Source organism: Polynucleobacter sp. P1-05-14 (assembly GCF_018881675.1).
Taxonomy (GTDB): domain Bacteria; phylum Pseudomonadota; class Gammaproteobacteria; order Burkholderiales; family Burkholderiaceae; genus Polynucleobacter.
In genome coordinates this window covers 94120-118858 of sequence record NZ_JACVPV010000007.1, presented here as the reverse complement: position 1 = coordinate 118858, position 24739 = coordinate 94120, and the positions used below count along the sequence as shown (strand labels likewise).

30 protein-coding genes are annotated in these 24739 nt (G+C 46.0%); 8 read left to right on the top strand and 22 right to left on the bottom strand.

Annotated features, from left to right (window positions below; all coding sequences use genetic code 11):
• Positions 1–37 precede the first annotated feature (37 nt).
• On the top strand, positions 38–928 hold the full coding sequence (gene ftsY / locus ICN37_RS05410; protein ID WP_216155392.1) for a signal recognition particle-docking protein FtsY: 891 nt from the start codon (positions 38–40) through the stop codon (positions 926–928).
• Between the two features lie 92 nt (positions 929–1020).
• A complete protein-coding gene (gene rpoH / locus ICN37_RS05405) occupies positions 1021–1944 on the top strand; it encodes an RNA polymerase sigma factor RpoH (protein WP_216155390.1) in 924 nt (307 codons plus the stop codon).
• Between the two features lie 41 nt (positions 1945–1985).
• On the opposite strand, the gene ICN37_RS05400 is transcribed toward rpoH, so the two are convergent.
• Genes ICN37_RS05400 through ICN37_RS05380 form a run of 5 tightly spaced genes read right to left on the bottom strand, consistent with a single transcriptional unit; the run spans position 1986 to position 6036 of the window.
• Positions 1986–2570: an SCO family protein gene (locus ICN37_RS05400; RefSeq protein WP_072582683.1), complete on the bottom strand. Its 585-nt coding sequence runs from the start codon at positions 2568–2570 to the stop codon at positions 1986–1988.
• A 7-nt stretch (positions 2571–2577) separates the two neighbouring features.
• Complete coding sequence (gene cyoE, locus ICN37_RS05395; protein ID WP_215362267.1) at positions 2578–3471, bottom strand: heme o synthase; 894 nt, start codon at positions 3469–3471, stop codon at positions 2578–2580.
• Positions 3472–3473: 2 nt separating this feature from the next.
• Positions 3474–4595 carry a heme A synthase gene (locus tag ICN37_RS05390; protein ID WP_216155388.1) on the bottom strand — a complete coding sequence of 374 codons (1122 nt, stop codon included), beginning with the start codon at positions 4593–4595 and terminating at the stop codon, positions 3474–3476.
• Positions 4595–5251 (bottom strand): hypothetical protein, encoded by a 657-nt coding sequence (locus ICN37_RS05385; RefSeq protein WP_216155386.1) that lies wholly within the window; start codon positions 5249–5251, stop codon positions 4595–4597. Before ICN37_RS05385 ends, ICN37_RS05390 begins: the two co-directional genes overlap by 1 nt.
• A complete protein-coding gene (locus ICN37_RS05380; RefSeq protein WP_255538469.1) occupies positions 5248–6036 on the bottom strand; it encodes an SURF1 family protein in 789 nt (262 codons plus the stop codon). Before ICN37_RS05380 ends, ICN37_RS05385 begins: the two co-directional genes overlap by 4 nt.
• 14 nt (positions 6037–6050) lie before the next feature.
• Between ICN37_RS05380 and ICN37_RS05375 the strand changes: the two genes are divergently transcribed.
• Positions 6051–6263, top strand: a complete 213-nt coding sequence (locus ICN37_RS05375; protein WP_072582679.1) for a twin transmembrane helix small protein — start codon at positions 6051–6053, stop codon at positions 6261–6263.
• A 67-nt stretch (positions 6264–6330) separates the two neighbouring features.
• Here ICN37_RS05375 and ICN37_RS05370 read toward each other — a convergent pair whose 3' ends face one another.
• From ICN37_RS05370 to ICN37_RS05340, 7 genes are all read right to left on the bottom strand, one after another.
• On the bottom strand, positions 6331–7185 hold the full coding sequence (locus tag ICN37_RS05370; protein ID WP_215321089.1) for a cytochrome c oxidase subunit 3: 855 nt from the start codon (positions 7183–7185) through the stop codon (positions 6331–6333).
• A gap of 29 nt (positions 7186–7214) precedes the next feature.
• Positions 7215–7388: a DUF2970 domain-containing protein gene (locus tag ICN37_RS05365; protein ID WP_083564235.1), complete on the bottom strand. Its 174-nt coding sequence runs from the start codon at positions 7386–7388 to the stop codon at positions 7215–7217.
• A 17-nt stretch (positions 7389–7405) separates the two neighbouring features.
• A complete protein-coding gene (locus tag ICN37_RS05360; protein WP_216155571.1) occupies positions 7406–7990 on the bottom strand; it encodes a cytochrome c oxidase assembly protein in 585 nt (194 codons plus the stop codon).
• Between the two features lie 13 nt (positions 7991–8003).
• Entirely contained in the window at positions 8004–8135 is a 132-nt protein-coding gene (locus tag ICN37_RS11680) for a cytochrome oxidase small assembly protein (protein ID WP_216155384.1), read from the bottom strand.
• On the bottom strand, positions 8119–9738 hold the full coding sequence (ctaD, locus tag ICN37_RS05350) for a cytochrome c oxidase subunit I (protein ID WP_216155382.1): 1620 nt from the start codon (positions 9736–9738) through the stop codon (positions 8119–8121). Before ctaD ends, ICN37_RS11680 begins: the two co-directional genes overlap by 17 nt.
• A gap of 43 nt (positions 9739–9781) precedes the next feature.
• Positions 9782–10939: a cytochrome c oxidase subunit II gene (gene coxB, locus ICN37_RS05345; protein WP_216155381.1), complete on the bottom strand. Its 1158-nt coding sequence runs from the start codon at positions 10937–10939 to the stop codon at positions 9782–9784.
• A gap of 179 nt (positions 10940–11118) precedes the next feature.
• Positions 11119–11916, bottom strand: coding sequence for a class I SAM-dependent methyltransferase (locus ICN37_RS05340; RefSeq protein ID WP_255538468.1), 798 nt, complete (start codon positions 11914–11916; stop codon positions 11119–11121).
• 224 nt (positions 11917–12140) lie between these two features.
• On the opposite strand from ICN37_RS05340, the gene ICN37_RS05335 reads away from it, so the two are divergent.
• Positions 12141–12683, top strand: a complete 543-nt coding sequence (locus tag ICN37_RS05335; RefSeq protein WP_255538467.1) for a ComF family protein — start codon at positions 12141–12143, stop codon at positions 12681–12683.
• 10 nt (positions 12684–12693) lie between these two features.
• Complete coding sequence (trmL, locus tag ICN37_RS05330; RefSeq protein WP_216155376.1) at positions 12694–13164, top strand: tRNA (uridine(34)/cytosine(34)/5-carboxymethylaminomethyluridine(34)-2'-O)-methyltransferase TrmL; 471 nt, start codon at positions 12694–12696, stop codon at positions 13162–13164.
• Positions 13165–13186: 22 nt separating this feature from the next.
• On the opposite strand, the gene ICN37_RS05325 is transcribed toward trmL, so the two are convergent.
• From ICN37_RS05325 to ICN37_RS05310, 4 genes are read right to left on the bottom strand one after another with little or no spacing between them, the layout of a single operon-like run.
• Positions 13187–14209, bottom strand: coding sequence for an NAD(P)H-dependent glycerol-3-phosphate dehydrogenase (locus ICN37_RS05325; RefSeq protein ID WP_215321096.1), 1023 nt, complete (start codon positions 14207–14209; stop codon positions 13187–13189).
• 24 nt (positions 14210–14233) lie between these two features.
• On the bottom strand, positions 14234–14746 hold the full coding sequence (gene secB / locus ICN37_RS05320; protein ID WP_215321097.1) for a protein-export chaperone SecB: 513 nt from the start codon (positions 14744–14746) through the stop codon (positions 14234–14236).
• Between the two features lie 27 nt (positions 14747–14773).
• On the bottom strand, positions 14774–15028 hold the full coding sequence (grxC, locus tag ICN37_RS05315; RefSeq protein ID WP_216155374.1) for a glutaredoxin 3: 255 nt from the start codon (positions 15026–15028) through the stop codon (positions 14774–14776).
• A gap of 10 nt (positions 15029–15038) precedes the next feature.
• On the bottom strand, positions 15039–15452 hold the full coding sequence (locus tag ICN37_RS05310) for a rhodanese-like domain-containing protein (RefSeq protein WP_215321099.1): 414 nt from the start codon (positions 15450–15452) through the stop codon (positions 15039–15041).
• A gap of 22 nt (positions 15453–15474) precedes the next feature.
• Between ICN37_RS05310 and gpmA the strand changes: the two genes are divergently transcribed.
• The 3 genes from gpmA to ICN37_RS05295 are packed head-to-tail and all read left to right on the top strand — an operon-like array spanning position 15475 to position 18387.
• Positions 15475–16164, top strand: coding sequence for a 2,3-diphosphoglycerate-dependent phosphoglycerate mutase (gene gpmA, locus ICN37_RS05305; protein ID WP_215321100.1), 690 nt, complete (start codon positions 15475–15477; stop codon positions 16162–16164).
• A 12-nt stretch (positions 16165–16176) separates the two neighbouring features.
• Positions 16177–17610, top strand: a complete 1434-nt coding sequence (locus ICN37_RS05300) for a S41 family peptidase (RefSeq protein ID WP_216155372.1) — start codon at positions 16177–16179, stop codon at positions 17608–17610.
• Positions 17611–17634: 24 nt separating this feature from the next.
• A complete protein-coding gene (locus tag ICN37_RS05295) occupies positions 17635–18387 on the top strand; it encodes a HesA/MoeB/ThiF family protein (protein WP_215321102.1) in 753 nt (250 codons plus the stop codon).
• Between the two features lie 16 nt (positions 18388–18403).
• On the opposite strand, the gene ptsP is transcribed toward ICN37_RS05295, so the two are convergent.
• The 6 genes from ptsP to ICN37_RS05265 form a co-directional block, all read right to left on the bottom strand.
• A complete protein-coding gene (gene ptsP / locus ICN37_RS05290; RefSeq protein WP_216155369.1) occupies positions 18404–20155 on the bottom strand; it encodes a phosphoenolpyruvate--protein phosphotransferase in 1752 nt (583 codons plus the stop codon).
• Between the two features lie 5 nt (positions 20156–20160).
• Entirely contained in the window at positions 20161–20430 is a 270-nt protein-coding gene (locus tag ICN37_RS05285) for an HPr family phosphocarrier protein (RefSeq protein WP_215321104.1), read from the bottom strand.
• Positions 20431–20447: 17 nt separating this feature from the next.
• A complete protein-coding gene (locus ICN37_RS05280) occupies positions 20448–20870 on the bottom strand; it encodes a PTS sugar transporter subunit IIA (RefSeq protein WP_216155368.1) in 423 nt (140 codons plus the stop codon).
• Positions 20871–20872: 2 nt separating this feature from the next.
• Positions 20873–21814: a glutathione synthase gene (gshB, locus tag ICN37_RS05275; protein ID WP_216155366.1), complete on the bottom strand. Its 942-nt coding sequence runs from the start codon at positions 21812–21814 to the stop codon at positions 20873–20875.
• A 28-nt stretch (positions 21815–21842) separates the two neighbouring features.
• Complete coding sequence (gshA, locus tag ICN37_RS05270; RefSeq protein ID WP_215321107.1) at positions 21843–23141, bottom strand: glutamate--cysteine ligase; 1299 nt, start codon at positions 23139–23141, stop codon at positions 21843–21845.
• A gap of 104 nt (positions 23142–23245) precedes the next feature.
• Positions 23246–24730, bottom strand: coding sequence for an ammonium transporter (locus tag ICN37_RS05265; protein ID WP_216155363.1), 1485 nt, complete (start codon positions 24728–24730; stop codon positions 23246–23248).
• Between the last annotated feature and the right edge of the window lie 9 nt (positions 24731–24739).

Sequence of the window (24739 nt, the reverse complement as noted above, 5' to 3'; positions counted from 1 at the left end):
TAAATTGATAAGATGCAAGGTTTAAATTGTATCGATTATGTTCGGCTTACGTAAAACCCTCGGATCCCTTTTTAAATCAAGCAAGATTGATGAATCTTGGTTTGAAACTTTAGAAGAATCACTCATTCAAAGTGATGTGGGTCTGCCTACGACCGAACAACTCATCACCAAACTACGTAAAGCAGCAAAGTCTGAAAAGGCTTCTAGTCCAGAGGAGTTACAAGCTCTTCTCATTCAAGAAGTCAGCGCTCTATTAACTGCTATTGAACCTTTACCAAACCCACTGTTTACAAGTGATAAGCCTAACACCCCAGAGGTGTGGTTGGTTGTAGGGGTAAATGGAGCCGGCAAGACTACGACTATTGGCAAACTCTGCCGACTCTTTCAGTCTCAAGGTAAGTCAGTTCTTTTGGCTGCTGGCGATACCTTTAGAGCTGCGGCACGTAACCAGCTTCAGGAGTGGGGTGGACGCAACCAGGTTGACGTTATTACTCAAGAAGGTGGTGATGCAGCAGCCGTTGCACACGACGCCATTCATGCTGCCATCTCTCGTAAGAACGATATTCTCATCATTGACACTGCAGGGCGTCTTGCTACCCAAGACAACCTCATGGAAGAGCTTAAGAAAGTCAAACGTGTCATTGGTAAAGCGCTACCTGGGGCGCCTCACCACACCCTGCTTGTTTTGGATGGCAATACCGGACAGAACGGCTTGAGCCAGGTAAAGGCCTTCCATGCCGCCCTTGGCCTCACTGGAATCATTGTTACCAAGCTTGATGGCACCGCTAAGGGCGGAGTGATCTGCGCCCTAGCCCACACCCTACAAGATGGCCCAAAACCCGCTGTTCTAGCTCTAGGCAAGGGCGAAGGGATTGAAGATTTAGCCCCCTTCACAGCAGAACAATATTCATCTGAATTATTCAATTAATTCAATAGCTTAGAGGTCATTAAAACCATTAGCACTCTCTTGACAAGAGTGCTAAAATAGACTTCTACTAATACATCATATTTATAAAAAAAATGGCTCAAAAGAAATCCGACAAACCGAATTTGCAAACGCTGCCAGTCGCGCAGACTGCGTCGGCGTCTGCATTTCCGATGCTGCCAACTCTTGGGGTTGGCACTCTCGACTCATACATTTCGTACGTTAATCGCGTGCCAATGCTTAGTGCTGCCGAAGAGTTACATCTTGCGCAGGAATTTCGTCGCACTGAAAATGTCGATGCCGCTAAAACTTTAGTGCTCTCTCATTTACGCCTAGTAGTTTCTGTTGCTCGCCAATATCTTGGCTATGGAATCCCGCATGCTGACTTAATTCAAGAAGGCAATATTGGCTTGATGAAAGCCGTTAAACGCTATGACCCAAACAATGGTGCACGTTTAGTGTCGTATGCAATCCATTGGATCAAAGCAGAGATTCATGAGTACATTCTTAAGAATTGGCGCTTAGTAAAAACTGCAACTACCAAAGCACAACGCAAACTATTCTTTAACTTACGCAGCAATAAACCTACATTAAGTGCGCTTACTCCGAGCGAAGTTGAAGCCTTGGCCAAAGCACTTGATGTCAAAGGTTCCGATGTTAAAGAAATGGAAATGCGCCTTGCTGGTGGAGATGTCGCTCTAGAAGGCGATGACAGCGATGATGAATCTGCTTACGCCCCTATTCAATGGCTAGCGGATAACTCTCAAGAGCCTACCGCTCGCATTGCTAGCGCTGAAGCAGATGCCTTGCAAGGCCCGAAGCTAGACCAAGCACTGATGGCCTTAGATGAGCGTAGTCGCAATATTGTGCAATCTCGTTGGTTGGCCATGGATGCCGAAGGTAATGGCACTAAGACGTTACATGATCTTGCTAGCGAATATGGCATCTCAGCAGAGCGTGTTCGTCAAATTGAAACGGCCGCTCTCAAAAAGATGCGCGGCCTGTTGCAAGCAGCTTAATCAAGCAAGAAGTTTGCAGGCAGCAAACTTCTTTAATTCTCTTACTTCAGCAATTCTTTCAAGTCATGCGCCAAGGTCTCTGGACCTTGAGCGTGCTTGATATACAAACGTAGATGACCCTCAGGATCAAATGCATAGCTACCCGCTGTGTGATCCATGGTGTAAGAGCCTGGCTTAGATCCTGGAACCTTCTTGTAATAAATCTTGAAGTCTTTCGTCACCTTCTCCAAAGCTGCCTCATCTGCGGGACGCAAACCCAAGAAACGAGGATCAAAGGCAGGGACATACTGCTTGAGAATCTCTGCAGTATCGCGCTCAGGATCTACAGTGACAAAAAGTACTTGCACCTTATCGGACTGAGACCCCAAGAGCGTCATAACTTGCTGCATTTCAGTTAAGGTGGTCGGGCAAACATCAGGGCACTGGGTATACCCAAAAAACATCACCACTACTTTTCCCTTAAAGTCCGCCAAGGTTCTCACCTTGCCATCAGGATCTACCAAACTAAAGTCTTTTCCGAAAGCGGTGCTGCCAGTGATATCAATATTTTTAAACTCTGGCTTTGGGCTGCAAGCAGTCAATACAAAACAAAGAATTGCTAAAAAGCAAATGCGCAAAAAATTCATATGACTCTCAGAGGAAATAATGGTCTATCAAAAGCGCTGCAAAGAGTAGCGAAAGATAGGTAATAGAAAAGCGGAAGGTCTTTTTGGCTAAAGCATCACTATAGGAAATAAATAAGGCGATGACATAGGCCAGGAACATTAAGCCTAGGACGATTGCCGAAACTAAATACACCATACCGCTCATGCCATAGATATATGGCAGCATCGTAGCTGCAATCAATATAAGAGTGTAGAGAACAATATTCAGAAGTGTGAAACGCTCGCCATGGGTCACTGGCAGCATTGGTAAACCCGATTGAACATAGTCATCGCGACGATACAAAGCGAGTGCCCAGAAATGTGGAGGGGTCCACACAAAAATAATCAAAACCAAAAGCCAGGCTTCTGCAGAAAGGGTGTTAGTCACTGCAGCCCAGCCCAAAGCCGGCGGCATCGCACCGGATAAACCGCCAATCACAATATTCTGCGGCGTGGCAGGCTTTAGTAGCCAGGTATAGATCACTGCATAACCAACGAAGGTAGCAAGGGTAAGCCACATCGTTAATGGGTTACAAAAATTCCACAAAATAATCATTCCGAGTGAACCCAGAACAATTGAGAAAATAATAATGTGAAAAGGTGTGACTTCGCCGGTGGCTGATGGACGCCAAGCAGTGCGCTTCATCTTGGCATCAACAGCTTGCTCAATCAAACAGTTCACTGCAAATGCAGCACCAGCTAAAAGCCAGATACCAACAATGCCACCAAATAGCACTGGATACGGAACCATGCCAGGCGTCGCTAAGAACATACCAATCACTGCACAAAAAACAGCGAGCTGAGTCACTCTGGGTTTAGTTAAAACCCAATATTGACGCCAACGTGGCATAGCCACTGGTGCGCTTGTTTTAGAGTCACTCATATTTACGCCATCTTCTTTTGAATGAAAGGCTTCCAAGAAGCCCAATAACTCATTCTGACCAAACAGAATACCAAAGCCGCAGAGCCGGCAGTGTGTAATAAAGCCGCCAATAACGGCCACTGAAACACCACATTAGAAATACCAGTGATGACTTGCAATAAAAGCACTCCTAGCAATAGCTTAGCCACTTGACTAAGGCCTGCTAGAACTGGGGTTGCCAGCGCAAGAGCTCTCCAGGCCAGGGTCCCAAGTACAACCAATACCAGCATGGCAAAGAGGCGATGTGCCCAGTGGATTGTTTGCAAGGCCTCTGGAGAGATAAATTCTCCTTGCGCATTAAGGCCCAACTGACGCCAGAGAGTAAAGCCCTCACCCCAATTAGTCTCAGGCCAAGCACCTCCCAAACACATCGGAAAATCAGGGCACGCTAATACAGCGTAATTAGTACTCACCCATGCGCCTAGAAAAATTTGGATGAATAAAACCATAAAAGAAAGGATGAGGAGTTGCGCAGAAAGCGGCCGTACCCGAATAGTACGAATAGCAGAGGACTTGCTCTCCCATGACTGCTGCGCATACGCCGTTAAGCAAGCCAACAAGACTAAGGCCAACATCAGGTGTGTTGTAACAATGATTGGCTGCAACTTCAGGGTGACAGTCCAAGCACCAAAGGCGCCTTGAATGCAGACCAATAAGAGCAAGCCCAAGCTGCCGAGCAAAGGATTTTTTCCCAAGGACTTCAGCTTAGAAAATGCAATAGCCACTTGTACCAAAATCAATGTACCTACTGTCATGGCTAAGTAGCGATGAATCATCTCAATCCAGGCTTTAATAGTTGTGACTGGCCCGGTAGGCCAAGCGCTCTCAGCTTGCTGTATATCCGTTAGCGCATGAAAAGGATTGGAAGTACCGTAGCATCCAGGCCAATCAGGGCAGCCCAGCCCAGAGTCAGTGAGGCGTGTAAATGCGCCAAATACAATTAGATCAAAGGTCATGAAGACCAAGACCCAATTGAGTTTTTGCAACAAGCTATAGCCAGGTTTTTTCCAAATGAAGAAGAGCGGTAGGCCAGCAAAAATAATAGCGATGGCTGCCAACTCCAGAAATAAAATGAAACTGGGCATTACAAATTCTCGCCCTTGTGATTTAACTTCAGAAGCTTTTCCAAGTCCTTCTTCATGCTAGAAAATTCTTTAGGAGAATTTGTCACTGGGAAATACATCATCTTGGCAGGACTTGGATCAATCAACTGAATTTCCTGTCCTACACCTTCTTTATTTAACCAAGTCTCAAAGTCAGCCCTTTGCTTTGGGTCGGAGGGCAATGTAAGTACCTTAAGCCCCGCCGTCTTTTCGTCATAAATCTTGAGGACTTCAGGGTCAACAGGTTTGCCATCTGTATTCACCCAGATCAACTGCAAGCGTTCGCTTTCTCTACCCATGGCAACTTTGGTTTGGCGCATCAGAAATAAAGCTTCAATGCATTTCTCATCTTTGATGTGGCATTCGCCAGCTGGACGAGCAACCAAGAGGGTCCATTTACCCTGGAGGGGGGCATTAAGCCACGCCGTATTGAACTCTTGCGCTGGATATACGAGTGTTCCGAAATTGGTTTTTCCACCCTCAGGTTTAATCACGTAATAAGCAAAGTAAGAAGCGAGGACTGGTGAGGCACAGGCAAGCAATAACAACAACATCTGAATACGGCCACGACGCGTACGCGCATTAATCGCAGATGCATCCACCTGTGAAGCCGGAATTAATAACTCTTTATCACTCACTCTTGATCCCCATTCACTAATCCCTGTCGTTTATATTGCCGCAGGCCACTTAGCAACCAAAATAAAAATCCAGCAAAAGCCAAAGCAAACCACTGGAATGCATAAGCATAATGGCGATCGACCCCACTTGTCAGAGGCGCCCAATCGCGGATTAAGCCATCCTCTATGCCAACCTCAATCTCACGCAAGATAAAGGGCGCTTGACTCCAACCATGTAACTTGCCTTCAGCTGTTAAATCAAAATTTTGCTCAATTCTTGGTTTGTTTATATCAGCAGAAATCTTGCTGCTCCCAAGCTCATAGACTTTTCCGGGATGAGCAAATACAACGCCTTCAATATTGACTACTGTATTTGGGGTTTGCACGGGTGGAAGGGTTTCGCGATTTTCATTGTTGCGCGGCGCCCAACCCCGATTCACCCAAAGAACCTCGTCTTTCCCCTCAAGCCTCAATGGCATCATCAGGTAAAAGCCGGACTGTGCAGTGGCGCTACCAACAGGAGGAATGGGTCTTGGCCTGTTATCCAGCCAAATTGCTGCCTCAGGAACATATCGCCCACGAGCAATCATACGGCGCTCACTAGCCTCTTCCAAAGTCCATGGTGTTGCATTGGCACTTAAGATGGACATTTGTTGGCGAGCCTGTAAATTCGCTGCCAAGGCAATTTTGGTATCAGCCCTGCTTAATTGCCAGACCCCAGCACCACAGCCGATCCCAATCACCAGCAAGGCTGATAAAGTAGCGACTATGCGCTTGGCAACGAGGGCAAAAAACAGCTTATTCAATTGAGGGATTTGAAATGAAGTGGATTATTCCTATTGTCCTACTAATGATTGTTTTTAGCTTAGGATCGGCTTTGTATTACATGATGAAAGATAGGGGGAATAGCTCCCGTATGGTTCATTCACTGATGCTACGCATTGGGTTGTCCGTCGCGCTATTTTTAGGAATTTTGCTAGCCCACTACTTTGGCCTCATTGAAGCTACCGGCATCAGGGTGGGAACAAACTAGTCGCTAGCGAACAACACAAGAGCGCTGAAACAAATCGGGGCTTTAAAGCCCCGATTTTTTATTCAAACTACATCCAGTAAACAGCGATGTACAGTCCAAGCCAGACTACGTCAACGAAGTGCCAGTACCAAGCAGCGCCTTCAAAAGCAAAGTGGTGTTTAGCAGTAAAGTCGCCACGAATCATACGGCGCAATACGATGGCCAGCATAGTGCCGCCAAGGAATACGTGGAAACCATGGAATCCAGTCAACATAAAGAATGTAGAGCCGTAGATACCTGATGTGAGCTTCAAATTGAGCTCATGGTAAGCGTGGTAGTACTCAAAAACCTGGAAGCACAAGAAGATAAAACCCAGGCCAACAGTTGCAGCCAAGCCAATAATGGCCTTCTTCATGTGGTTCGCTACCAATGCATGGTGAGCAATAGTAATCGTCACGCCAGAGCTCAATAACAATAATGTGTTGATAGTTGGAATCGGCCATGGGCCCATGGTGGTGAACTTCTCAACCAATCCAGCAGGACCATCATTTGGCCAGACAGCCTGGAAATTAGGCCAAAGTAATTTGCTCGTAACGTCACCCATCCAAGGCATTGCAATATTGCGTGCGTAAAAGAGGGCCGCAAAGAATGCGCCGAAGAACATGATTTCTGAGAAGATGAACCAAGCCATTGACCAGCGATAAGAAATATCAACGTTGATACCATTCTTACCAGCATTGGACTCAGCAATCGTATCGCCGAACCAGTGATAGAGCACAAATAGAACCCATGCCACACCAACCAAACTTAGGGCACCGCCCCAAGAAGTGTGATTTACCCAGCCAGACATACCAGCGCCAAATGCAATTAAGCCGGCGGCGGCCATGGCAGGATGCCTAGATAGTCCAGGAACGAAATAGTATGGGGTTGAATTGGATGACATCTTATTCTCTCTATTCAATCAAAAAATAATCAATGGGAAACAACTGCTTTCACTATCAACAGGAGAACACCCATAAAAATCAAGGCGCCAACAACACCTGCAATGATAATGTGAACAAAACTAAGTGAAGCGACATCTTCCTGCAAACCTGATTGTTTACGCACCCCCAAGAAACCCCACATTACGGCTTTCATAGACTGCATAAAACTACTTTTTTTCTTCACGACACCACCTTTGATTTTGGAGCCGGTGGTGTACCACCCGCGCCCAACTCAAAGAAGGTATACGACAAAGTAATGGTTTTCACATCTTCCGGGAGACCCGCATCGATCACAAAAACTACCGGCATCTTTTTTGTCTCATTTGCCGCTAATATCTGCTCTTGAAAACAAAAACACTCTAACTTTGTAAAAAACTCTGTTGCGCTTTTAGGCGCATAACTTGGTATTGCCTGTGCTCGCACTTGGCGATTTTGATTATTGGTGACTTCATAAACAATCTCAGTCATTTCACCAGGATGCACTTCTAAAAAATTTTTTACTGGTTTGAAAGTAAACGGGCCACGGCTATTGGAGTCAAACTCAACCATCACCGTGCGAGCATAGTTAACCTGGGTATTACCAACCCTATTTGGGCTGAAAGCTCTAACGCCATAGTCATTTTTGCTCGTTACAACATTAATCCCGGTAGCTTCACACAAGGCTTTATACATTGGGACTAGTGCGTAACCAAATCCAAACATCATTACCGCTGCAATTAAGAGCTTTAATAAAATCTGGCGATTTAGTGATTGAGTTGAAACCATCGTCATTGCGGGATTAACCCAACATACTCCGTTTAATCACAATACCAATAAAAAATATCAGTGACACACTCAAAAGAATGAGGCCCATCCTGCGATTCTTCGCAGCAAGGGCTTGTTTCTCTGAAGAATTAAATTCCTGCTTCATGCATTTGCTCAGCACTAGGCGGAGTTTCAAAAGTGTGGTGTGGTGCTGGAGAAGGAATAGTCCACTCCAAACCTTTAGCTCCATCCCATGGCTTCATTGGTGCTTTTTCACCTTGGCCGCGGTATGCAGGAAGCACGACGAAGATCAAGAAATAGACCTGCGACAAGCCAAAGCCCAATGCGCCGATTGAAGCAACCATATTGAAATCAGCAAATTGCGTTGGGTAGTCAGCGTAACGACGTGGCATACCTGCCAAGCCTAAGAAGTGCATCGGGAAGAATGTGATGTTAAAGAAAATCATGGAAGTCCAGAAGTGGATCTTGCCGCGAGTTTCACTAGCCATGCGACCTGTCCACTTGGGGCACCAGTAGTAGAAACCGGCGAACATGGCAAACAATGAACCTGCTACCAGTACATAGTGGAAGTGAGCCACAACATAGTAGGTATCTTGCAAACCGATATCAATTGGCGCCATTGCTAAGATCAAACCAGTAAAGCCACCCATCGTAAATACGAAGATGAAACCAATGGCCCACAACATTGGGGTTTCGAAAGTCATCGAACCTTTCCACATTGTTGCTACCCAGTTAAAAATCTTTACACCAGTTGGAACAGCGATCAACATGGTTGCGTACATGAAGAAAAGCTGGCCAGTGACAGGCATACCAGTTGCAAACATGTGGTGAGCCCAAACGATGAATGACAAGATCGCAATAGATGCGGTTGCATAAACCATTGAGCTGTAACCAAACAATGTTTTTCTGGAGAAAGCAGGAATAATTTCACTCACGATTCCAAATGCTGGAAGAATCATGATGTAAACCTCTGGGTGACCAAAGAACCAGAAAATATGCTGGAACATGATTGGGTCGCCACCGCCAACTGCGGAGAAGAATGAGGTGCCAAAGTGACGATCAGTCAAAGTCATCGTGATCGCACCAGCCAGTACAGGCATCACAGCAATCAACAAATAAGCAGTAATCAACCAAGTCCAGCAGAACATTGGCATCTTCATCAAAGTCATGCCCGGAGCGCGCATATTCAAGATGGTCACGATGATATTGATCGAACCCATAATGGAAGAAGCACCCAATAAGTGGAGGGCAAAAATTGCCATGTCCATGCCAGGACCCATTTGTGAGGTCAGCGGAGCATACATAGTCCAACCGCCTGCTGGAGCACCACCAGGGACAAGGAATGAGCTCAATAACAAGGTTGCAGCCACCGGTAGAATCCAGAAGCTAAAGTTGTTCATACGAGCAAATGCCATATCGGATGCGCCAATTTGCAAAGGCACCATCCAGTTCGCGAAACCAACGAATGCCGGCATGATCGCACCGAATACCATTACCAAGCCATGCATGGTGGTCAGCTGATTAAAGAACTCAGGGCGGAAGAATTGCAAACCAGGCTGGAATAATTCCAGGCGAATACCCAAAGCCATCGTGCCACCAGCTAATAGGCTGATGAATGAGAAGAGCAAATACATCGTGCCAATATCTTTGTGGTTGGTTGCAAACAACCAACGACGCCATCCGTGTGGCATATGATCATCATGCGCGTGGTCGTGTGCGTGATCGTGGGTAGTAGAGACTGTACTCATGGATTACTCCGGTTTCGTTTTTATCTGTATTAGTTAATCTGGATTACTTGCCGCCATGTGCGGTCATGATTTCTTGGGTCTGAATCACTTCGCCTGTCTTATTGCCCCAGGAGTTACGGGTATAAGTAATTACAGCAGCAATATCGGCATCAGAAAGAACACCACCCCATTTCGGCATTGCATTTTTACCATTGAGCAAGATATTGAACTGACCCTCCTTAGGACCGTTCACTACTTTACTGCCATCCAATGCAGGGAATGCACCCGCGCCCTTACCATTCGGCTGGTGACAAGCTGCACAGTTTGCTGCATAAACTTTAGCGCCGCGCTCTTTTTGTTCATCCAAGGTATAAACCTTTGATGGATCGTCACCGCCAGCACCCATTGCTTTTTTCTTCTCAGCAACCCAAGCGGTGTAGTCCTCTTGTGACACTACTCTCACAACGATAGGCATGAATGCATGCTCTGCACCGCATAGCTCAGAACACTGACCGCGAAATGTACCAATCTTGTCAGCTCTAAACCAAGTGTCACGAACGAAGCCCGGGATCGCATCTTGCTTTACGCCAAATGCTGGGATAGTCCAAGCATGAATAACGTCGTTAGCAGTAGTAATTAAACGAATTTTTTTGCCAACTGGCACAACCATTTCGTTATCCACTTCCATCAAATAAGTATCTGACTTAGGTGCTAAGTTATTGATTGCTTCACGTGATGTTGCCAAAGTGGAAATAAAATTGATGCCTTCACCCTCACCCTTAATGTAATCGTAACCCCACTTCCACTGATAACCAGTGGTCTTAATAGTGATGTCAGAGTTGGTAGTGTCTTTCATCGCCACAACAGTTTTTGTTGCTGGCAATGCCATGCCGATAACAATCAGCAATGGAACAACTGTCCAAATAATTTCAACAGTTGTGCTCTCGTGAAAAGAAGCGGATTTGTGACCTAATGATTTACGGTGCTTCAAGATGGAATAAAACATCACCCCAAAAACGCCAATAAAAATCACTGCGCAAATGACCAGCATCATCCAATGCAACCAATGGATTTCTTGCATGATTTTGGTAGCAGGAGGCGCAAAATTCAGCTGATTAACAGCTGGCCCACCAGGCATATTCTCTGCTGCATGAGCAAATGCAGTGCCAAAAGCTACTGCGAAATAGAGCGAAGCCCTAGTGACTTTTCCAAATAAATTCATCTTATTCTCTGTTTATTGTCGTGAGCAAAGCAGCAAAAATGCCACAAAATGCCCAAAAAACGGTCTTAAGCTAATACTTACAGCCGTGATTATAGGGTGAATTAAGCGCAAGAACAAACCGGGTTAACCCAGCTTGAACCAATCTTGGTCGAGGTTTAAATGATAGTAAGCACTTACACTTAGGCAGAATCTGGCCTAGTCTTGTGCCCAATTTGATTTAGATCAATGTAGGCGACGTTGTCCTTTGCCTTTGCGAGGTGCTTTCCGAGTGCCCATGCATGCCCATAAACCACCTCTAAGGTGATTTTTTGCGGCAAAACCTCTTTTTCAGTGACTTCAGGAGGGGTGGAATGCACCAATTTCAGCGCACTCATATCGGCCAGCAATAAAGCAGGCTTCTCGTAATCCAAAGTGAGGCACTCCATGTCCATTACAGGATCAGAAAACCGCTCGCCAAGCAAAGCATCTCCCATATCGTGCATATCCCAAGGACTTAATAAATTCTTCAGCTTTACGTCCGAAAGCTCTAAGGCGCGCAACTCTTTTCCGGTATCAGGCCCTAAATAGCTAAATGTGATTAAGCCGCCCTCGCGCAGAACGCGCCAACACTCCTGCAAAAAATGCTTCGGATCAGGCAAATCGTGCAGCAAAAGATCGCTGAACACTAAATCAACAGAATTATCGGGAATATCGAATCTTCCAGACGAGGCATAGCTTGTCAAGGAGCTAGTGTTACACGCAAATAAAGAACGCCAATTACTCAGCGCTTTAGCGCGCCACATTTGAAATCCTGAAACACCTTTTTCGGTGATGCTAAAAATGCGCGCCTTTGGATAGCGCTGAGCGAGCGTATCTAAATGCTTACCAGCAAAATCGGGCACCACTAAGATGTCTTTTACATCAAGCTTAACAATGTCTAATTTCTGCAGCATGCGAGCTGCAATTTCGTCTTGTAACCATCTAAGGGGCTGGGTCATTGACTCAGTATACTCAGCGCCCCATGCGATTTCCAGAGAACATTTTTCAAGCCATTTGTGAACAGCTTTTGCCGACAGCTTGCATTGCTTGTCAGGGGTTCCAAAAAACATCCCTATGCGATCGCTGTCTCAATCAATTTCGCGATGAAGGTTTATTGAACTATCAATGCTGCTACCAATGTGGCATAACACTTCAGGTTTCAGAAATTGCACAACAACGCTGTATGCAATGCCAAACCTTTCAACCATGCTTTGATGAAACCTATTGCTTAGATCGCTACGATGGATTGTTACAAACTCCGCTACATGAATTGAAGTATCAAAAACGCATTGCATTTGCTAATGCCCTTGGCAGAACATGGAACTTACTTTTTAGTCAGGAATTTGAAGATATCTCTGCTGATTATTTACTGCCAGTGCCGCTTAGTATTGAGAAGTTAGCGCAGCGTGGTTTCAATCAAAGTTGGGAAATTGCTAAACGGATTCAGTGTGGAGTGCATATTCAAAAATCACCTTATGTGCTGCAGCGCCATCATTATGCAGAGCGACAGGCCGGAAGCACCTTAAGCAATCGCCACCTAGCCATTCAGGGAATGTTTTACCTTGAAGAGCGTTATATTGATCAGCTCGCAAACAAGACTGTGATTGTGTTTGATGATGTGATGACAAGTGGTGCAACTCTTAATGAAATTGCGCGCGTTCTGAAGGACAATGGTGTATCTCGCGTCATTAATTGGGTAGTACTTCGAGCTGCGCGACCAATCTAAAGAGTGCCGTATGTTTAATATTGTTTTATTCGAACCCGAGATTCCACCTAACACTGGAAACATTATTCGTTTGTGTGCAAACACTGGCGCCAAGCTGCATTTAATTGAGCCGCTTGGGTTTCCGATGGAAGATGCTAAGTTGCGTAGAGCGGGCCTGGACTACCACGAGTTTGCACGAGTCAAAGTACATAAAAATTGGGCACAGTTTTTAAAGGATGAGCAACCCGATCCTCAGCATCTCTTTGCATTGACTACCAAGGGCTCAGGAAAATTTCATGAAGGCAAATACGCGCCAGATGATTACTTTGTATTTGGCTCTGAAACCAAAGGTATTGCGGATGAAGTCAGAGACTCGATTCCAAATGAGAATCGCATGCGTCTGGCAATGCAAGATAGTAGTCGCAGTCTGAACCTATCAAATACTGTAGCAATCGTAGTTTATGAAGCATGGCGCCAGAATGGCCTTGCTGGCGGTCAATAAGAAATTGACCCAGATGCTGTAATTACGATTCGATTTTAGGATCACGCCCCATAAGTTTTTTAACGGCAACATGTGGCTTCAATTTTCCAGAGAGCACTTCACCCATCATCGTAGTGATCGGCATGTCAACCCCTAAGCGTTTTGCCAAGTCGCCAACCGCCTCTGCACAAAGCACACCCTCAGCAACGTGACCAAGACTGGCAAGAACCTCAGGCAGCGACTTACCAGCAGCAAGCTCAAGACCAACGCGCCGATTACGCGATAGATCTCCAGTGGCGGTCAAGATCAAGTCCCCAACCCCAGTAAGACCCATGCAAGTTTCGGATTTACCGCCTGCGGCTTTCACAATTCGCATCATCTCTGCTAAACCGCGTGTGAGAACAGCAGCGCGTGCGTTCAAGCCCAAATCTAAGCCATCACCAATACCTGCAGCAATCGCCAAGACATTCTTAATAGCGCCGCCTAACTCCACACCAATCAAATCATCACTTGAATACACACGCATATTGCCGTGATGGAAAGCGGTTTGCACTGCTTCACATAACTTAGGAGATTTGCTAGCAACAGTTAAAGCGCAAGGCATACCCGCACCAACCTCACGTGCAAAGCTCGGGCCGGATAGGGCACCATACGAATGCGTTATTCCATGAGAATGCATCTTGCTCTCACGCTCTACTACCTGGTGGGGCAATAGGGCGGTATTCGGCTCAAGCCCTTTGCAGAGCCAAATAATATTAAGTGGGTGCTCAGCAATCTTTAAAGCTTGGGCGATAGTTTCTGAAAGCCCTGACATTGGTGTAGCAATGACCAATAAATCATTGCTCGAAAGTCGCTTGATGGCAGCAGAAAAGTTGCTCTCAAACTTAAGGCTTGCAGGCAACTGAATGCCTGAAAGATAAGCGCGATTTTCAGCGCTCTCTTCAATTTCTTTTAGCTGTTGTTTGCTACGAGACCATAAAACAACATCACCTTCTTGGAGAAAGCGAGCTGCTTGTGCAGCCATCGCCGTTCCCCAGGCACCAGCACCAAGCAGCGTCACCTTCATGATCTGTGGGCTCGCTCGTTGAGCTTAGTGAGGCTTGCTCTCAGCGGCTGCGCCATCCTTGGCAGCAGCTTCTTGTTGAGCTTGCATCAAACGATGTTCGTACATGCCGTGGAAATTAATCTCATTCAAATGAATTGGCTGGAAGCCTGCGCGACTAATAATATCGGCAATATTTGAACGTAAATACGGATACAAAATTGTTGGGCAAGCAATGCCAAGCATAGGATCAATTTGCTCAACCGGAATGTTGCTAAATTCAAAGATGCCGGCTTGTTTTGCTTCTACCAAGAATAGTACTTTGGTATCGACTTTAGCAGTCACAGTGGAGCTTAGAGCTACCTCAAAGATACCTTCACTTAAGGGTGCAACGGAGATATCAATCTCAACCTGAACTTGTGGCTCAGAAGCCACCAACAAAATCTGCGGAGCATTTGGTTGCTCAAGAGATACATCTTTTAAGTAAATTCGCTGAATACGAAATCCAGGTTCTTTAGCTTGATCGGTGCCTGCCTGAGGTGCTGGGGTTTGTTCAGTCATTGCTAACTTTCTTTGAATGTTAATCTATTAAGCTAATAAAGGATCAAGCTTTCCAGCGCGATCTAATGCCACTAAGTCGTCGTAACCACCAACATGCGTATCACCAATATAGATTTGTGGAACAGTGCGGCGGCCAGTGCGTGTCATCATAACTTCGCGTTGGGCCGGATCACGATCAATCAAAATCTTTTCGAGATTAGCAACGCCTTTTTTAGCCAGCAACTTTTCCGCCATGACGCAGTAAGGGCAAACTTGGGTGCTATACATTATTACTGGAGGCATCGATTTATCCTTATTTCACTAATGGTAGAGCTGCTGCTTTCCAAGCCTGCACACCGCCATCTAAGGCCCCTACTTCGGCAAAGCCCAACTTTTGAGCTTCGGCCACGAGTTTGCGTGACTGAGATCCGGTTTCACAAACCAGGACTACTGGGTGCTTACGGTCAAGCTTGAGCCTTTCAATCGCTGCCGTTAAACCAGCAGCATTAGCGAATTTGGCGCCAGGTAAATGACCCGATTTAAAGGCCTCTTCCGAGCGCAGATCCAAGACATAGGCTTTGCGTCGATTAATCCAAATCGTCGCTTCGGTAGGCGACAAGCCTTTTCCGCCAATAAGCGTAGATAATGAGGGTAGGAAAAGCGCTATGCCTGAAACCAACAACAGGGCAATAAGCGCTAAATTATCAATTTGCGTGAGAAAGTTCATCACCGGATTATAGAATGGCTCTATGAAACAACTTGTCCTTATTCGTCATGGCGAATCCGCCTGGAACCTTGAAAACCGCTTTACTGGCTGGGCGGACGTTGACTTAACCCCTAAAGGCGCAGAACAAGCCATCGCAGCAGGTGAAAACCTCAAAAATGCAGGTTATGAATTTGATATCGCCTATACCTCTGTTTTAAGGCGTGCCATTCGCACTCTTTGGCACGTTCAAGATGCCATGGATTTGATGTGGCTCCCTGTTGTTCATAGCTGGCGCTTAAATGAACGTCACTATGGCGCACTCACCGGATTGAATAAAGCTGAAACGGCAACTAAATATGGCGATGAACAAGTTCATATTTGGCGTCGCTCCTATGATGTACGTCCACCGCTACTTGAGCATGATGATGAGCGTCACCCCAAAAATGATCCCCGTTACTCAAAGCTCAATCCTTCCGATATTCCTTTGGGCGAATGCCTGAAAGATAATGTTGAGCGAGTATTACCCTTGTGGAATGAATCTATTGCACCCGCACTCAAAGCTGGCAAACGCGTTTTATTAGTGGCGCACGGCAACAGTATTCGCTCACTCATTAAGTATTTAGATCAAATGTCTGATGAAGCCATCATGGAAGTGAATGTACCTAATGGTGTGCCACTTGTTTATGAGTTAGACGACAACCTCAAACCCATTCAACACTTTTATTTGGATTAAAGCAAAAGAGATATGCGCCAATTTCTAAAGAATTTCGCCCTGATAGCCGTTGGCCTTATCGCCGGCGTAGCAGCCACGATCCAGCTCTCCGCGACCGCCCAGCAAAGCCCTCAGCTACCGCTGGATGAGCTCCGCACGCTCTCCAATGTCTTTGCCCAAATTAAGCGTGAATATGTTGAGCCCATAGAAGATAAGCAACTACTAACAGATGCCGTTAAAGGAATGGTCAGTAGTCTTGATCCTCATTCCACTTTCTTAGATAAAAAAGATTTTGCAGAAATGCAAGAGATGACCTCTGGAAAGTTTGCTGGACTTGGCATTGAAATCACTTCTGAAGATGGTGTAGTGAAAGTACTCAATCCAATTGAAGATAGTCCTGCTGCTCGCGCAGGCCTTCAAGCTGGAGACCTCATTACACGCCTTGATGACAAACCTGTTCGTGGTATGTCTCTAGACAAAGCTGTGCGGACTATGCGCGGCGAACCTGGAACCAAAATTACTTTGACGGTATTTCGTAAGAGTGAGGAGCGTAGCTTTCCGGTCACAATCACTCGCGCAGAGATTAAAGTTCAATCAGTCAAAACAAAAATTCTGGATAACGATATTGCTTGGGTACGCATCACAAGCTTTCAAGAGCGCACCGTTCCCGATCTTGCCAAGAAACTAACTGATATTGCCAATCAAGATCCAAAACTCAAAGGTATCATTCTTGATCTTCGTAACAATGGCGGCGGTCTATTACAAGGAGCTGTGGGTGTGGCTGCAGCATTCTTGCCTGCTGACGCAGTCATTGTCTCCACTAAAGGCCAGTCCCCAGATTCAAAACAGGTATTTAATGCAACGCCAGCGATGTATCGCCTAAATGAGTCTGGCGACCCTTTGGCGGGTGTTCCAGCGATATTTAAGAAATTGCCTATGGTGGTCTTGGTAAACGCTTATTCCGCCTCAGCCTCCGAGATTGTGGCTGGCGCACTCCAGGACTATAAACGCGCAACCATTATTGGAAAAACGACCTTTGGTAAGGGCTCCGTCCAAACCGTTCGCCCCCTGACCAATGATTCAGCACTGAAGATTACTACCGCTTATTACTACACCCCAAGTGGCAAGTCGATTCAGGCTTTTGGTGTGAAACCAGATATCCCAGTAGATCAAAACAAAGATGGTGATCCAGATGATGTATTAATCACTCGTGAGATTGATAGCGAAAAACATCTCCGCAATAAGCAGTCTGCCGAAGATAAGTTGATTAAAGATCGGGAACAACGTCGTATCGAAGAGTTGCAGCGCATTGAAGAAAAAAATGCCAAGAAGACTCCTGAAGAAAAAGAGAAAGAGAAAGATAAGAAGCCTACAGAACTAGGTAGTGCGGATGACTTCATGCTTTCTCAAGCGGTGGCCTTTATTAATGGCCAGCCTGTGAAGCGCTCTTCATCCAAACTCGAATAACCTTTTAATCTCTGCGGCTGGCACATGAATGACGAGCAGTTACTTCGATACTCCAGGCACTTACTGCTTGACGAGATTGATGTTGCTGGCCAAGAGAAGCTTCTCCAATCACATGCTTTAGTCATCGGTGCCGGCGGCTTAGGTAGTGCTGCCGCCCCCTATTTAGCTGCTGCCGGAGTTGGACTCATCACCTTAGTAGATCATGATGATGTAGAGCTCACCAATTTGCAGCGCCAAATCATGCATGCCGAAAGTAGCGTTGGCAAAAGTAAAGTTGTCTCAGGAAAAGAATTTTTACAACGTCTTAACTCCAGCATTCAGATTGAAACCATTCAGGCTAAAGCCACAGCTTCGCTATTAGATGAAATATTGCCAAGCGTTGATGTTGTTCTCGATTGCACGGATAACTTTACAACTCGGCACCTCATTAATGCCGCCTGCGTTAAACATCAAATTCCTCTAGTTTCTGGATCAGCACTCAAGTTTGATGGTCAAGTGAGTGTCTTTGATCTGCGAAATCCAAACTCACCATGCTATGCCTGCATCTTTTCTCCCGATGAAGTATTTGAAGAAGTCAGTTGCTCCAGCATGGGTATCTTCTCGCCTCTAGTAGGGATCATTGGAGCCATGCAAGCCGCTCAAGCCCTGCAGGTATTAATTGGTTTTGGAGAGCCCTTGGTGGGCCGCATGTTGCTTTGGAATGGGCGTACGACCCAAATCGATGCAATCCGTATTAGCCGTAATTCCGAGTGCTCGGTATGCGGCTCAGCCCACTAAGCAACTCGCTAAGTAGTTAAGACAGCAGTCGCTCTAGAGCCTTTTCCTGCTCTTCGGGCTCATACGCCTTCAAGACCCTATTAACGCGGGCTTTTAATAAACCGACATTGGCCTGAAGAATTTCTCGCTTGACCAGTAATAACTGGCTGAAGTGCATTGAGAAATCCGTTAAGCCCAAGGCAAGCAATAACTTTGTTAATGCAGGATCGCCAGCCATCTCACCACAAACAGCCACAGGCACATTGGCACGTTTAGCTTGCTCAATGATATTGGCTAATAAATTCAATATCGCTGGATGTAATGGGTCATATAAATGGGCAACTGCATGATCTGCACGATCAATCGCTAGTGTGTACTGAATTAAATCATTCGTTCCAATAGAAAGAAAATCGAATCGATTAATAAACAAAGGCAAGACTAAAGCAGCGGCCGGAATCTCAATCATTGCGCCAACTTGAATATTCGGATTAAATGCTTTGCCACGCTGATGCAATTGTTGTTTCGCTTTTTCAATCAGTCTAAATGTTTCATCAATCTCTTTAGCATGAGCCAACATTGGAATCATGATGCGCGCTTGACCATGTGCTGATGCACGCAGGATTGCTCTGAGCTGCGTTAAAAAGATTTCAGGCTCCGTTAAAGACCAGCGGATTGCCCGCAAGCCCAATGGTGATGTGCCTGTTTGAGAAATATCGCCACCGCCGCCCAATGCCTTATCTGCACCAACGTCAATCGTTCTGATGTTGACAGGTAAGCCATGCATTAAATCGACTACGCGACGATATTCTTGATATTGCTGCTCTTCATCTGGCAAAGCCTGTTTACGGTCCATGAATAAAAATTCAGAGCGGAATAAACCAACCCCTACAGCACCCAACTTCACCGCCTGAATAGCATCTTCTGGCAATTCAATATTGGCAAACAACTCAATCTCAACACGGTCGGCTGTTTCTGTTTTTGCATGCTTTAACTGTTGGAGCTTGCGAGCTTCTTTGAGAACCTGAGCTTGTAGTTTGCGATATTCGGCTAGCAGCTGCTCATCTGGGGCAACTACTACAACTCCTCGATCGCCATCTAGCACCAACCAATCACCATGACGAATCATTTCGCTGGCATGGCGTACGCCAACTACTGCGGGTATCTCCATACTGCGTGCCACGATAGCCGTATGGGAAGTTTTACCGCCCAGATCCGTGACAAATCCGGTAAATGCATGCTCTTTAAAGCGCAGCATGTCGTGCGGAGCAATATCGTGAGCAACAATAATTGACTCAACACCAATATCGCTGGTTGGCAAAAAATCAGCATCGTTTAATGGATCTTTTTTCTGGGCATTTAAAGCCTTAATAACGCGTTCGGCAACCTGCCGAATATCGTTAGCACGCTCCTTTAAATACGCATCCTCAATATCTGCAAATTGCTCCAACAGATCATTCAACTCAGTAGTTAAGGCCCATGCTGCATTTAAGCGTTGCGTACGAATGAGTTTAATAGGCTTCTCAGCCAATGCTGGGTCCGCCAATATCATGCCGTGCACGTCTAAGAATGCCGCCATCTCTTGCGGCGCATCTTTTGGCAATCCTTGGCGCAATTGCTCAAGCTCTAGGCGAACCTGATCAAATGCATCCAATAGCTTTTGCGCTTCAGCCTCTTCTTTACCAGCCTCAATCAGGTGATGACTGACTTCTAATGCTGCACGAGAAATCAGTACCGCCTTGCCTATGGCAATGCCTTTCGATACTGGAATTCCGTACAATGCAAAAGTCATGCTAATTACTCACCCTCACCAAATCGGTCATTAATTAAGGCAGTGAGTGCCTGCATAGCTTCATCCGCTTTTTCACCCACAGTCTCAAGGGTCACAGTGCTGCCGATACCGGCCGCCAACATCATCACACCCATAATGCTCTTCGCATTAATTTGACGCCCATTACGTGACAACAATATTTCACAAGGAAACTGAGCAGCTAATTGAGATAGCTTGGCAGATGCGCGCGCATGCAAGCCTAATTTATTGATGATTTCGATTTCTGCCGAAGGCATAGTGTGCTGGACCTTATCTATTCTTGATTTACTTTTGTACCTAAGCGTAAGATGCCATTCTGCCCACCGGCAAGGGCTTTTTGCGCTAACTCTTCTAGATTCTCACTGCGATGAGAAATGCAACGCATCAGCATAGGTAGGTTTAATCCCGCCAATACGATGACAGGAGCATTTAAGCCTGATAAAGGGCCCAAGGCCTCTAGCTTGGAAGCCACATTAGCAGGGGTTGCGCCCATGACATCTGTCAGGATCAAGACGCCATTGCCTGTGTTCACACCATAAGCCGCCTTCATTACGCGATCAAAGCTTGCCTTGGTATCTTCATGAGGAGGGATATCCACTGCTCGAACACGCTCAGGCAATACACCAAAAGTATGCTCAGCAAACCCCAGCATTGCGCTGGCAACCGGTGTGTGAGCAACGATGACAATTCCAACCATATTTATGCCAATGCTTTCTCTAGCGCTGCTAACCAAAATTGCGCAACATTAAAGTTGCTTTGGTCAGTAATTTCTACAAAACAAGTAGGGCTCGTCACATTAATTTCAGTGAGATAACCACCAATTAAATCCAGCCCAACTAAGAATAATCCACGCTGATTTAAAACAGGTGCTAATTTTTCAGCAATCCTTTTTTCAGTCTCGGTTAAAGGCATCGCTACGCCTTTGCCGCCGGCAGCCAAATTACCCCGAATTTCGCTACCCTGCGGAATGCGGGCTAGCGCAAATGGCACCACCTCTCCACCAATTAAAAGTACCCGTTTATCACCCTGGGCAATTTCTGGAAGAAAGCGTTGAACCATCAGGGTTCTTGCGCCATTCTCACCAAGGGTTTCTACAATGCTCGCAAGGTTAAGGCCATCAGCCCCAACTCTAAATACACCCATGCCGCCCATGCCGTCTAACGGTTTAATCACGATATCGCGATGTTCTTGATGAAAAAGCTCTACTGCAGCTAATTCACGCGTGACTAAGGTAGGCGGAATCAGCTCTGGAAACTCTGTGATGGATAGTTTTTCTGAATGATCTCGAACAGCGCTTGGCTCATTAAATACTTTCGCGCCCTGACGTGCTGCGGCCGATAACAACCAAGTGGTATTGAGATATTCAATATCAAAAGGAGGATCTGTGCGCATAAGCACAGCAGAAAAAGACTTGAGTGTTCGAGACTCAATATCACCTAACTCAAACCAGTGAGTGGAGCTGGGCTTAATCACTAAAGATTGGCAATCAGCCACTACGAAATCATCTCTCCACAACACATTGCGACTTTGACAAAACCACAAATGGTGGCCTGCCTCTTGCGCTGCTCGCATCATTGCGAGTGTGGAATCTTTTTGAATCTTAAAAGATTCAAGGGGATCTGCAATAAAAAGAAGGTTCATTATTTCTATTGAGAGATTAGTGATTTATTTATGCGGCTTCAGCATTGGGATCAGTTCGCTCTAGCTCCAATGATGCAGCAAGCAGCGCTAAGCGAGCAACCACACCATATAGATAGAAGCGATTTGGAGCGGCACTACCCGGCTTAGCTCCGAGATCAGGCATCGAGTTTTGCTCGAAGGCTAGAGGCACAAAATGCATACCTGGAGCATTCAGGTTCTCATCTGGTCCACGGTCAGTATGAACGCGATAGAAGCCGCCAATGACATAACGATCGATCATGTACACCACCGGTTCAGCAACCGCTTCATTGACCTTCTCAAAGGTATAAACACCCTCCTGAATCAGTACATCACTAACTTCAAGACCTTCCTTGACCACACTCATCTTATTGCGGTCCTTACGATTCAAGCCCTTTAACTGCGAGGGATCATTCACTACCATCACGCCCATGCCGTAAGTACCGGCATCAGCTTTTACGACAACATAAGGCTTCTCTTTAATACCGTATTCACGATACTTCTTAGCGGTCTTTTTTAAAACTTGCTCTACAGCAGTTTGAAGTTCGTCCTCACCCTTACGCTCGTGGAAATTAATATTGGAGCAACTAGTAAAGTAAGGATTAATCATCCATGGATCGATATCCACTACTTTGGCAAATTTCTTTGCCACCTCTTCATATGCGGCAAAGTGATTAGATTTACGACGCACATGCCAACCAGCGTGCAAGCCTGGCAGCAAGTACTGCTCATAGATATTCTCCAGAATCGGAGGAATGCCTGCGGATAAGTCGTTATTTAACAGGATCGAGCAAGGATCAAAATCTTTTAACCCTAAACGTTGTTTCTTGAGACCTAATCGAGAAAGTGGCTCCATCAACAAGCGATTGCCATCGGGTAAATCAATCCAGGTTGGCTTCTTAATTTCTTCAGAGAAAGTACCTAGTCGAACATTTAAGCCAGCTTGACGCAAAATCGAAGACAAGCGCGCAATGTTCTGCAAATAGAAAGTATTGCGTGTATGTCGTTCTGGTATCAGCAATAAGTTTTTGGCCTCAGGGCAAATCTTCTCAATGGCAGCCATGGCAGCCTGAACAGCAAGCGGCAACATCTGCGGCGAAAGGTTATTAAACCCTCCAGGGAAAAGATTGGTATCAACTGGAGCTAACTTAAAGCCAGAATTGCGTAAATCGACAGAACAGTAGAAAGGCGGGGTATGTTCTTGCCATTCCAGCCTGAACCAACGCTCAATGGTTGGGGTCGCTTCTAGAACCTTTGACTCTAATTCGAGCAAAGGGCCGGTGAGTGCAGTAATGAGATGTGGAACCATTCCACCATTGTAAGATTATTAAAAGAAAGACGCGGGATCCGAGGATCCCGCGCTTAAAACTAGGCAGCCAACTAGGGCCGCCCAGTGAGGGGTAATTCTACTGATTAAGACTCGTAAGCAGTCTCACCGTGTGAGCTGATATCCAAGCCTTCGCGCTCTTCTTCTTCCTTAACGCGCAAACCAATCACGATATCGATCAATTTGAAGGCTACGAAAGAAACTACGCCAGACCAAATTACAGTGGTAATCACGCCTTGAGCCTGGATCCACAATTGGCTAGCAACAGAGTAATCAGGAGCAACTGCATTGGCTACATAATCCCAGATACCTGTTCCACCCAAAGCTGGGTCAGCGAATACACCAGTCAATAATGCACCAGTAATACCACCTACACCATGAACACCAAACACGTCCAAGCTGTCATCTGAACCCAAAATCTTCTTGAGACCAGTAACACCCCAGAGGCAGATTACGCCAGCGATAACACCGATTACGATTGCACCCATTGGGCCAACGAAACCAGCAGCAGGAGTAATTGCAACTAAACCAGCTACGCAACCAGATGCAGCACCTAACATTGATGGCTTACCTTTGAGAACCCACTCAGCAACTGACCAACCCAATACAGCAGCAGCGGTAGCTAAATAAGTATTCACGAATGCCAAGGCAGCACTACCGTTTGCTTCAAGAGCTGAACCAGCATTGAAACCAAACCAGCCGAACCACAAGAGAGCAGCGCCAGCCATTACATAAACTAAGTTATGTGGCTTCATTGCTTCTTTGCCGTAGCCCAAACGCTTGCCGATAACAAAGGAGCCAACCAAACCAGCGATCGCAGCATTGATATGCACAACAGTTCCGCCAGCAAAGTCGAGAACACCTTTTTGCCACAACCAACCAGCACGAGCAGTAATTGCTTCGAGTGATGCAGCATCTTTGATGTCATCTGGACCAGGCCAGAACCAAACCATGTGAGCGATTGGTAAGTAGCTGAAAGTAAACCAAATCACCATAAACACTAAGATTGCAGAAAACTTAGCGCGTTCAGCAAAAGAACCAATGATCAAGCAGCAAGTGATTGTTGCGAACACCGCTTGGAAAGCCATAAATACATACTCAGGAATCACAACACCCTTACTAAAGGTTGCCGCTACTGAGTCTGGATTCATACCGCCCAAGAAGAGACGATCTAATCCGCCGATGAATGCCCCGCCTTCCGTGAATGCAAAACTATAGCCATAAATCGCCCATAGCACTGAAATCAAAGAGAAGACCATGAAACATTGCATACAGATAGACAAGATGTTCTTGCTACGTGTCAAACCACCGTAGAACAACGCCAAGCCAGGAAGAGTCATCAACAGCACTAATGCTGTACAGACCATCATCCAAGCAGTGTCACCTTTATTGCACTTTTCAGAGCAAAGAACAGGAGCAGGTTCTGCAGCAGCAGGAGTAGCAGCAGGAGCTGTTACAGCTGGTTTTTTTACTTCATCAGCATGCGCTGGCGAAGTAACCATTACACCAGTAGCGCCAATAGCCAAAGCCATAGCACCACCAGCAACGAGTCGTTTCATCCAAGTTAACATTTTGAACCT

Excerpts from the sequence above, each read along its gene's own strand:
- ftsY (WP_216155392.1), top strand. The coding sequence starts at position 38 with ATGTTCGGCTTACGTAAAACCCTCGGATCCCTTTTTAAATCAAGCAAG.
- rpoH (WP_216155390.1), top strand. The coding sequence starts at position 1,021 with ATGGCTCAAAAGAAATCCGACAAACCGAATTTGCAAACGCTGCCAGTC.
- ICN37_RS05400 (WP_072582683.1), bottom strand. The coding sequence starts at position 2,570 with ATGAATTTTTTGCGCATTTGCTTTTTAGCAATTCTTTGTTTTGTATTG.
- cyoE (WP_215362267.1), bottom strand. The coding sequence starts at position 3,471 with ATGAGTGACTCTAAAACAAGCGCACCAGTGGCTATGCCACGTTGGCGT.
- ICN37_RS05390 (WP_216155388.1), bottom strand. The coding sequence starts at position 4,595 with ATGCCCAGTTTCATTTTATTTCTGGAGTTGGCAGCCATCGCTATTATT.
- ICN37_RS05375 (WP_072582679.1), top strand. The coding sequence starts at position 6,051 with ATGAAGTGGATTATTCCTATTGTCCTACTAATGATTGTTTTTAGCTTA.
- ICN37_RS05370 (WP_215321089.1), bottom strand. The coding sequence starts at position 7,185 with ATGTCATCCAATTCAACCCCATACTATTTCGTTCCTGGACTATCTAGG.
- ICN37_RS05365 (WP_083564235.1), bottom strand. The coding sequence starts at position 7,388 with ATGCAGTCTATGAAAGCCGTAATGTGGGGTTTCTTGGGGGTGCGTAAA.
- ICN37_RS05360 (WP_216155571.1), bottom strand. The coding sequence starts at position 7,990 with ATGGTTTCAACTCAATCACTAAATCGCCAGATTTTATTAAAGCTCTTA.
- ICN37_RS11680 (WP_216155384.1), bottom strand. The coding sequence starts at position 8,135 with ATGAAGCAGGAATTTAATTCTTCAGAGAAACAAGCCCTTGCTGCGAAG.
- ctaD (WP_216155382.1), bottom strand. The coding sequence starts at position 9,738 with ATGAGTACAGTCTCTACTACCCACGATCACGCACACGACCACGCGCAT.
- coxB (WP_216155381.1), bottom strand. The coding sequence starts at position 10,939 with ATGAATTTATTTGGAAAAGTCACTAGGGCTTCGCTCTATTTCGCAGTA.
- ICN37_RS05340 (WP_255538468.1), bottom strand. The coding sequence starts at position 11,916 with ATGACCCAGCCCCTTAGATGGTTACAAGACGAAATTGCAGCTCGCATG.
- ICN37_RS05335 (WP_255538467.1), top strand. The coding sequence starts at position 12,141 with ATGCAATGCCAAACCTTTCAACCATGCTTTGATGAAACCTATTGCTTA.
- trmL (WP_216155376.1), top strand. The coding sequence starts at position 12,694 with ATGTTTAATATTGTTTTATTCGAACCCGAGATTCCACCTAACACTGGA.
- ICN37_RS05325 (WP_215321096.1), bottom strand. The coding sequence starts at position 14,209 with ATGAAGGTGACGCTGCTTGGTGCTGGTGCCTGGGGAACGGCGATGGCT.
- secB (WP_215321097.1), bottom strand. The coding sequence starts at position 14,746 with ATGACTGAACAAACCCCAGCACCTCAGGCAGGCACCGATCAAGCTAAA.
- grxC (WP_216155374.1), bottom strand. The coding sequence starts at position 15,028 with ATGCCTCCAGTAATAATGTATAGCACCCAAGTTTGCCCTTACTGCGTC.
- ICN37_RS05310 (WP_215321099.1), bottom strand. The coding sequence starts at position 15,452 with ATGAACTTTCTCACGCAAATTGATAATTTAGCGCTTATTGCCCTGTTG.
- gpmA (WP_215321100.1), top strand. The coding sequence starts at position 15,475 with ATGAAACAACTTGTCCTTATTCGTCATGGCGAATCCGCCTGGAACCTT.
- ICN37_RS05300 (WP_216155372.1), top strand. The coding sequence starts at position 16,177 with ATGCGCCAATTTCTAAAGAATTTCGCCCTGATAGCCGTTGGCCTTATC.
- ICN37_RS05295 (WP_215321102.1), top strand. The coding sequence starts at position 17,635 with ATGAATGACGAGCAGTTACTTCGATACTCCAGGCACTTACTGCTTGAC.
- ptsP (WP_216155369.1), bottom strand. The coding sequence starts at position 20,155 with ATGACTTTTGCATTGTACGGAATTCCAGTATCGAAAGGCATTGCCATA.
- ICN37_RS05285 (WP_215321104.1), bottom strand. The coding sequence starts at position 20,430 with ATGCCTTCGGCAGAAATCGAAATCATCAATAAATTAGGCTTGCATGCG.
- ICN37_RS05280 (WP_216155368.1), bottom strand. The coding sequence starts at position 20,870 with ATGGTTGGAATTGTCATCGTTGCTCACACACCGGTTGCCAGCGCAATG.
- gshB (WP_216155366.1), bottom strand. The coding sequence starts at position 21,814 with ATGAACCTTCTTTTTATTGCAGATCCCCTTGAATCTTTTAAGATTCAA.
- gshA (WP_215321107.1), bottom strand. The coding sequence starts at position 23,141 with ATGGTTCCACATCTCATTACTGCACTCACCGGCCCTTTGCTCGAATTA.
- ICN37_RS05265 (WP_216155363.1), bottom strand. The coding sequence starts at position 24,730 with ATGTTAACTTGGATGAAACGACTCGTTGCTGGTGGTGCTATGGCTTTG.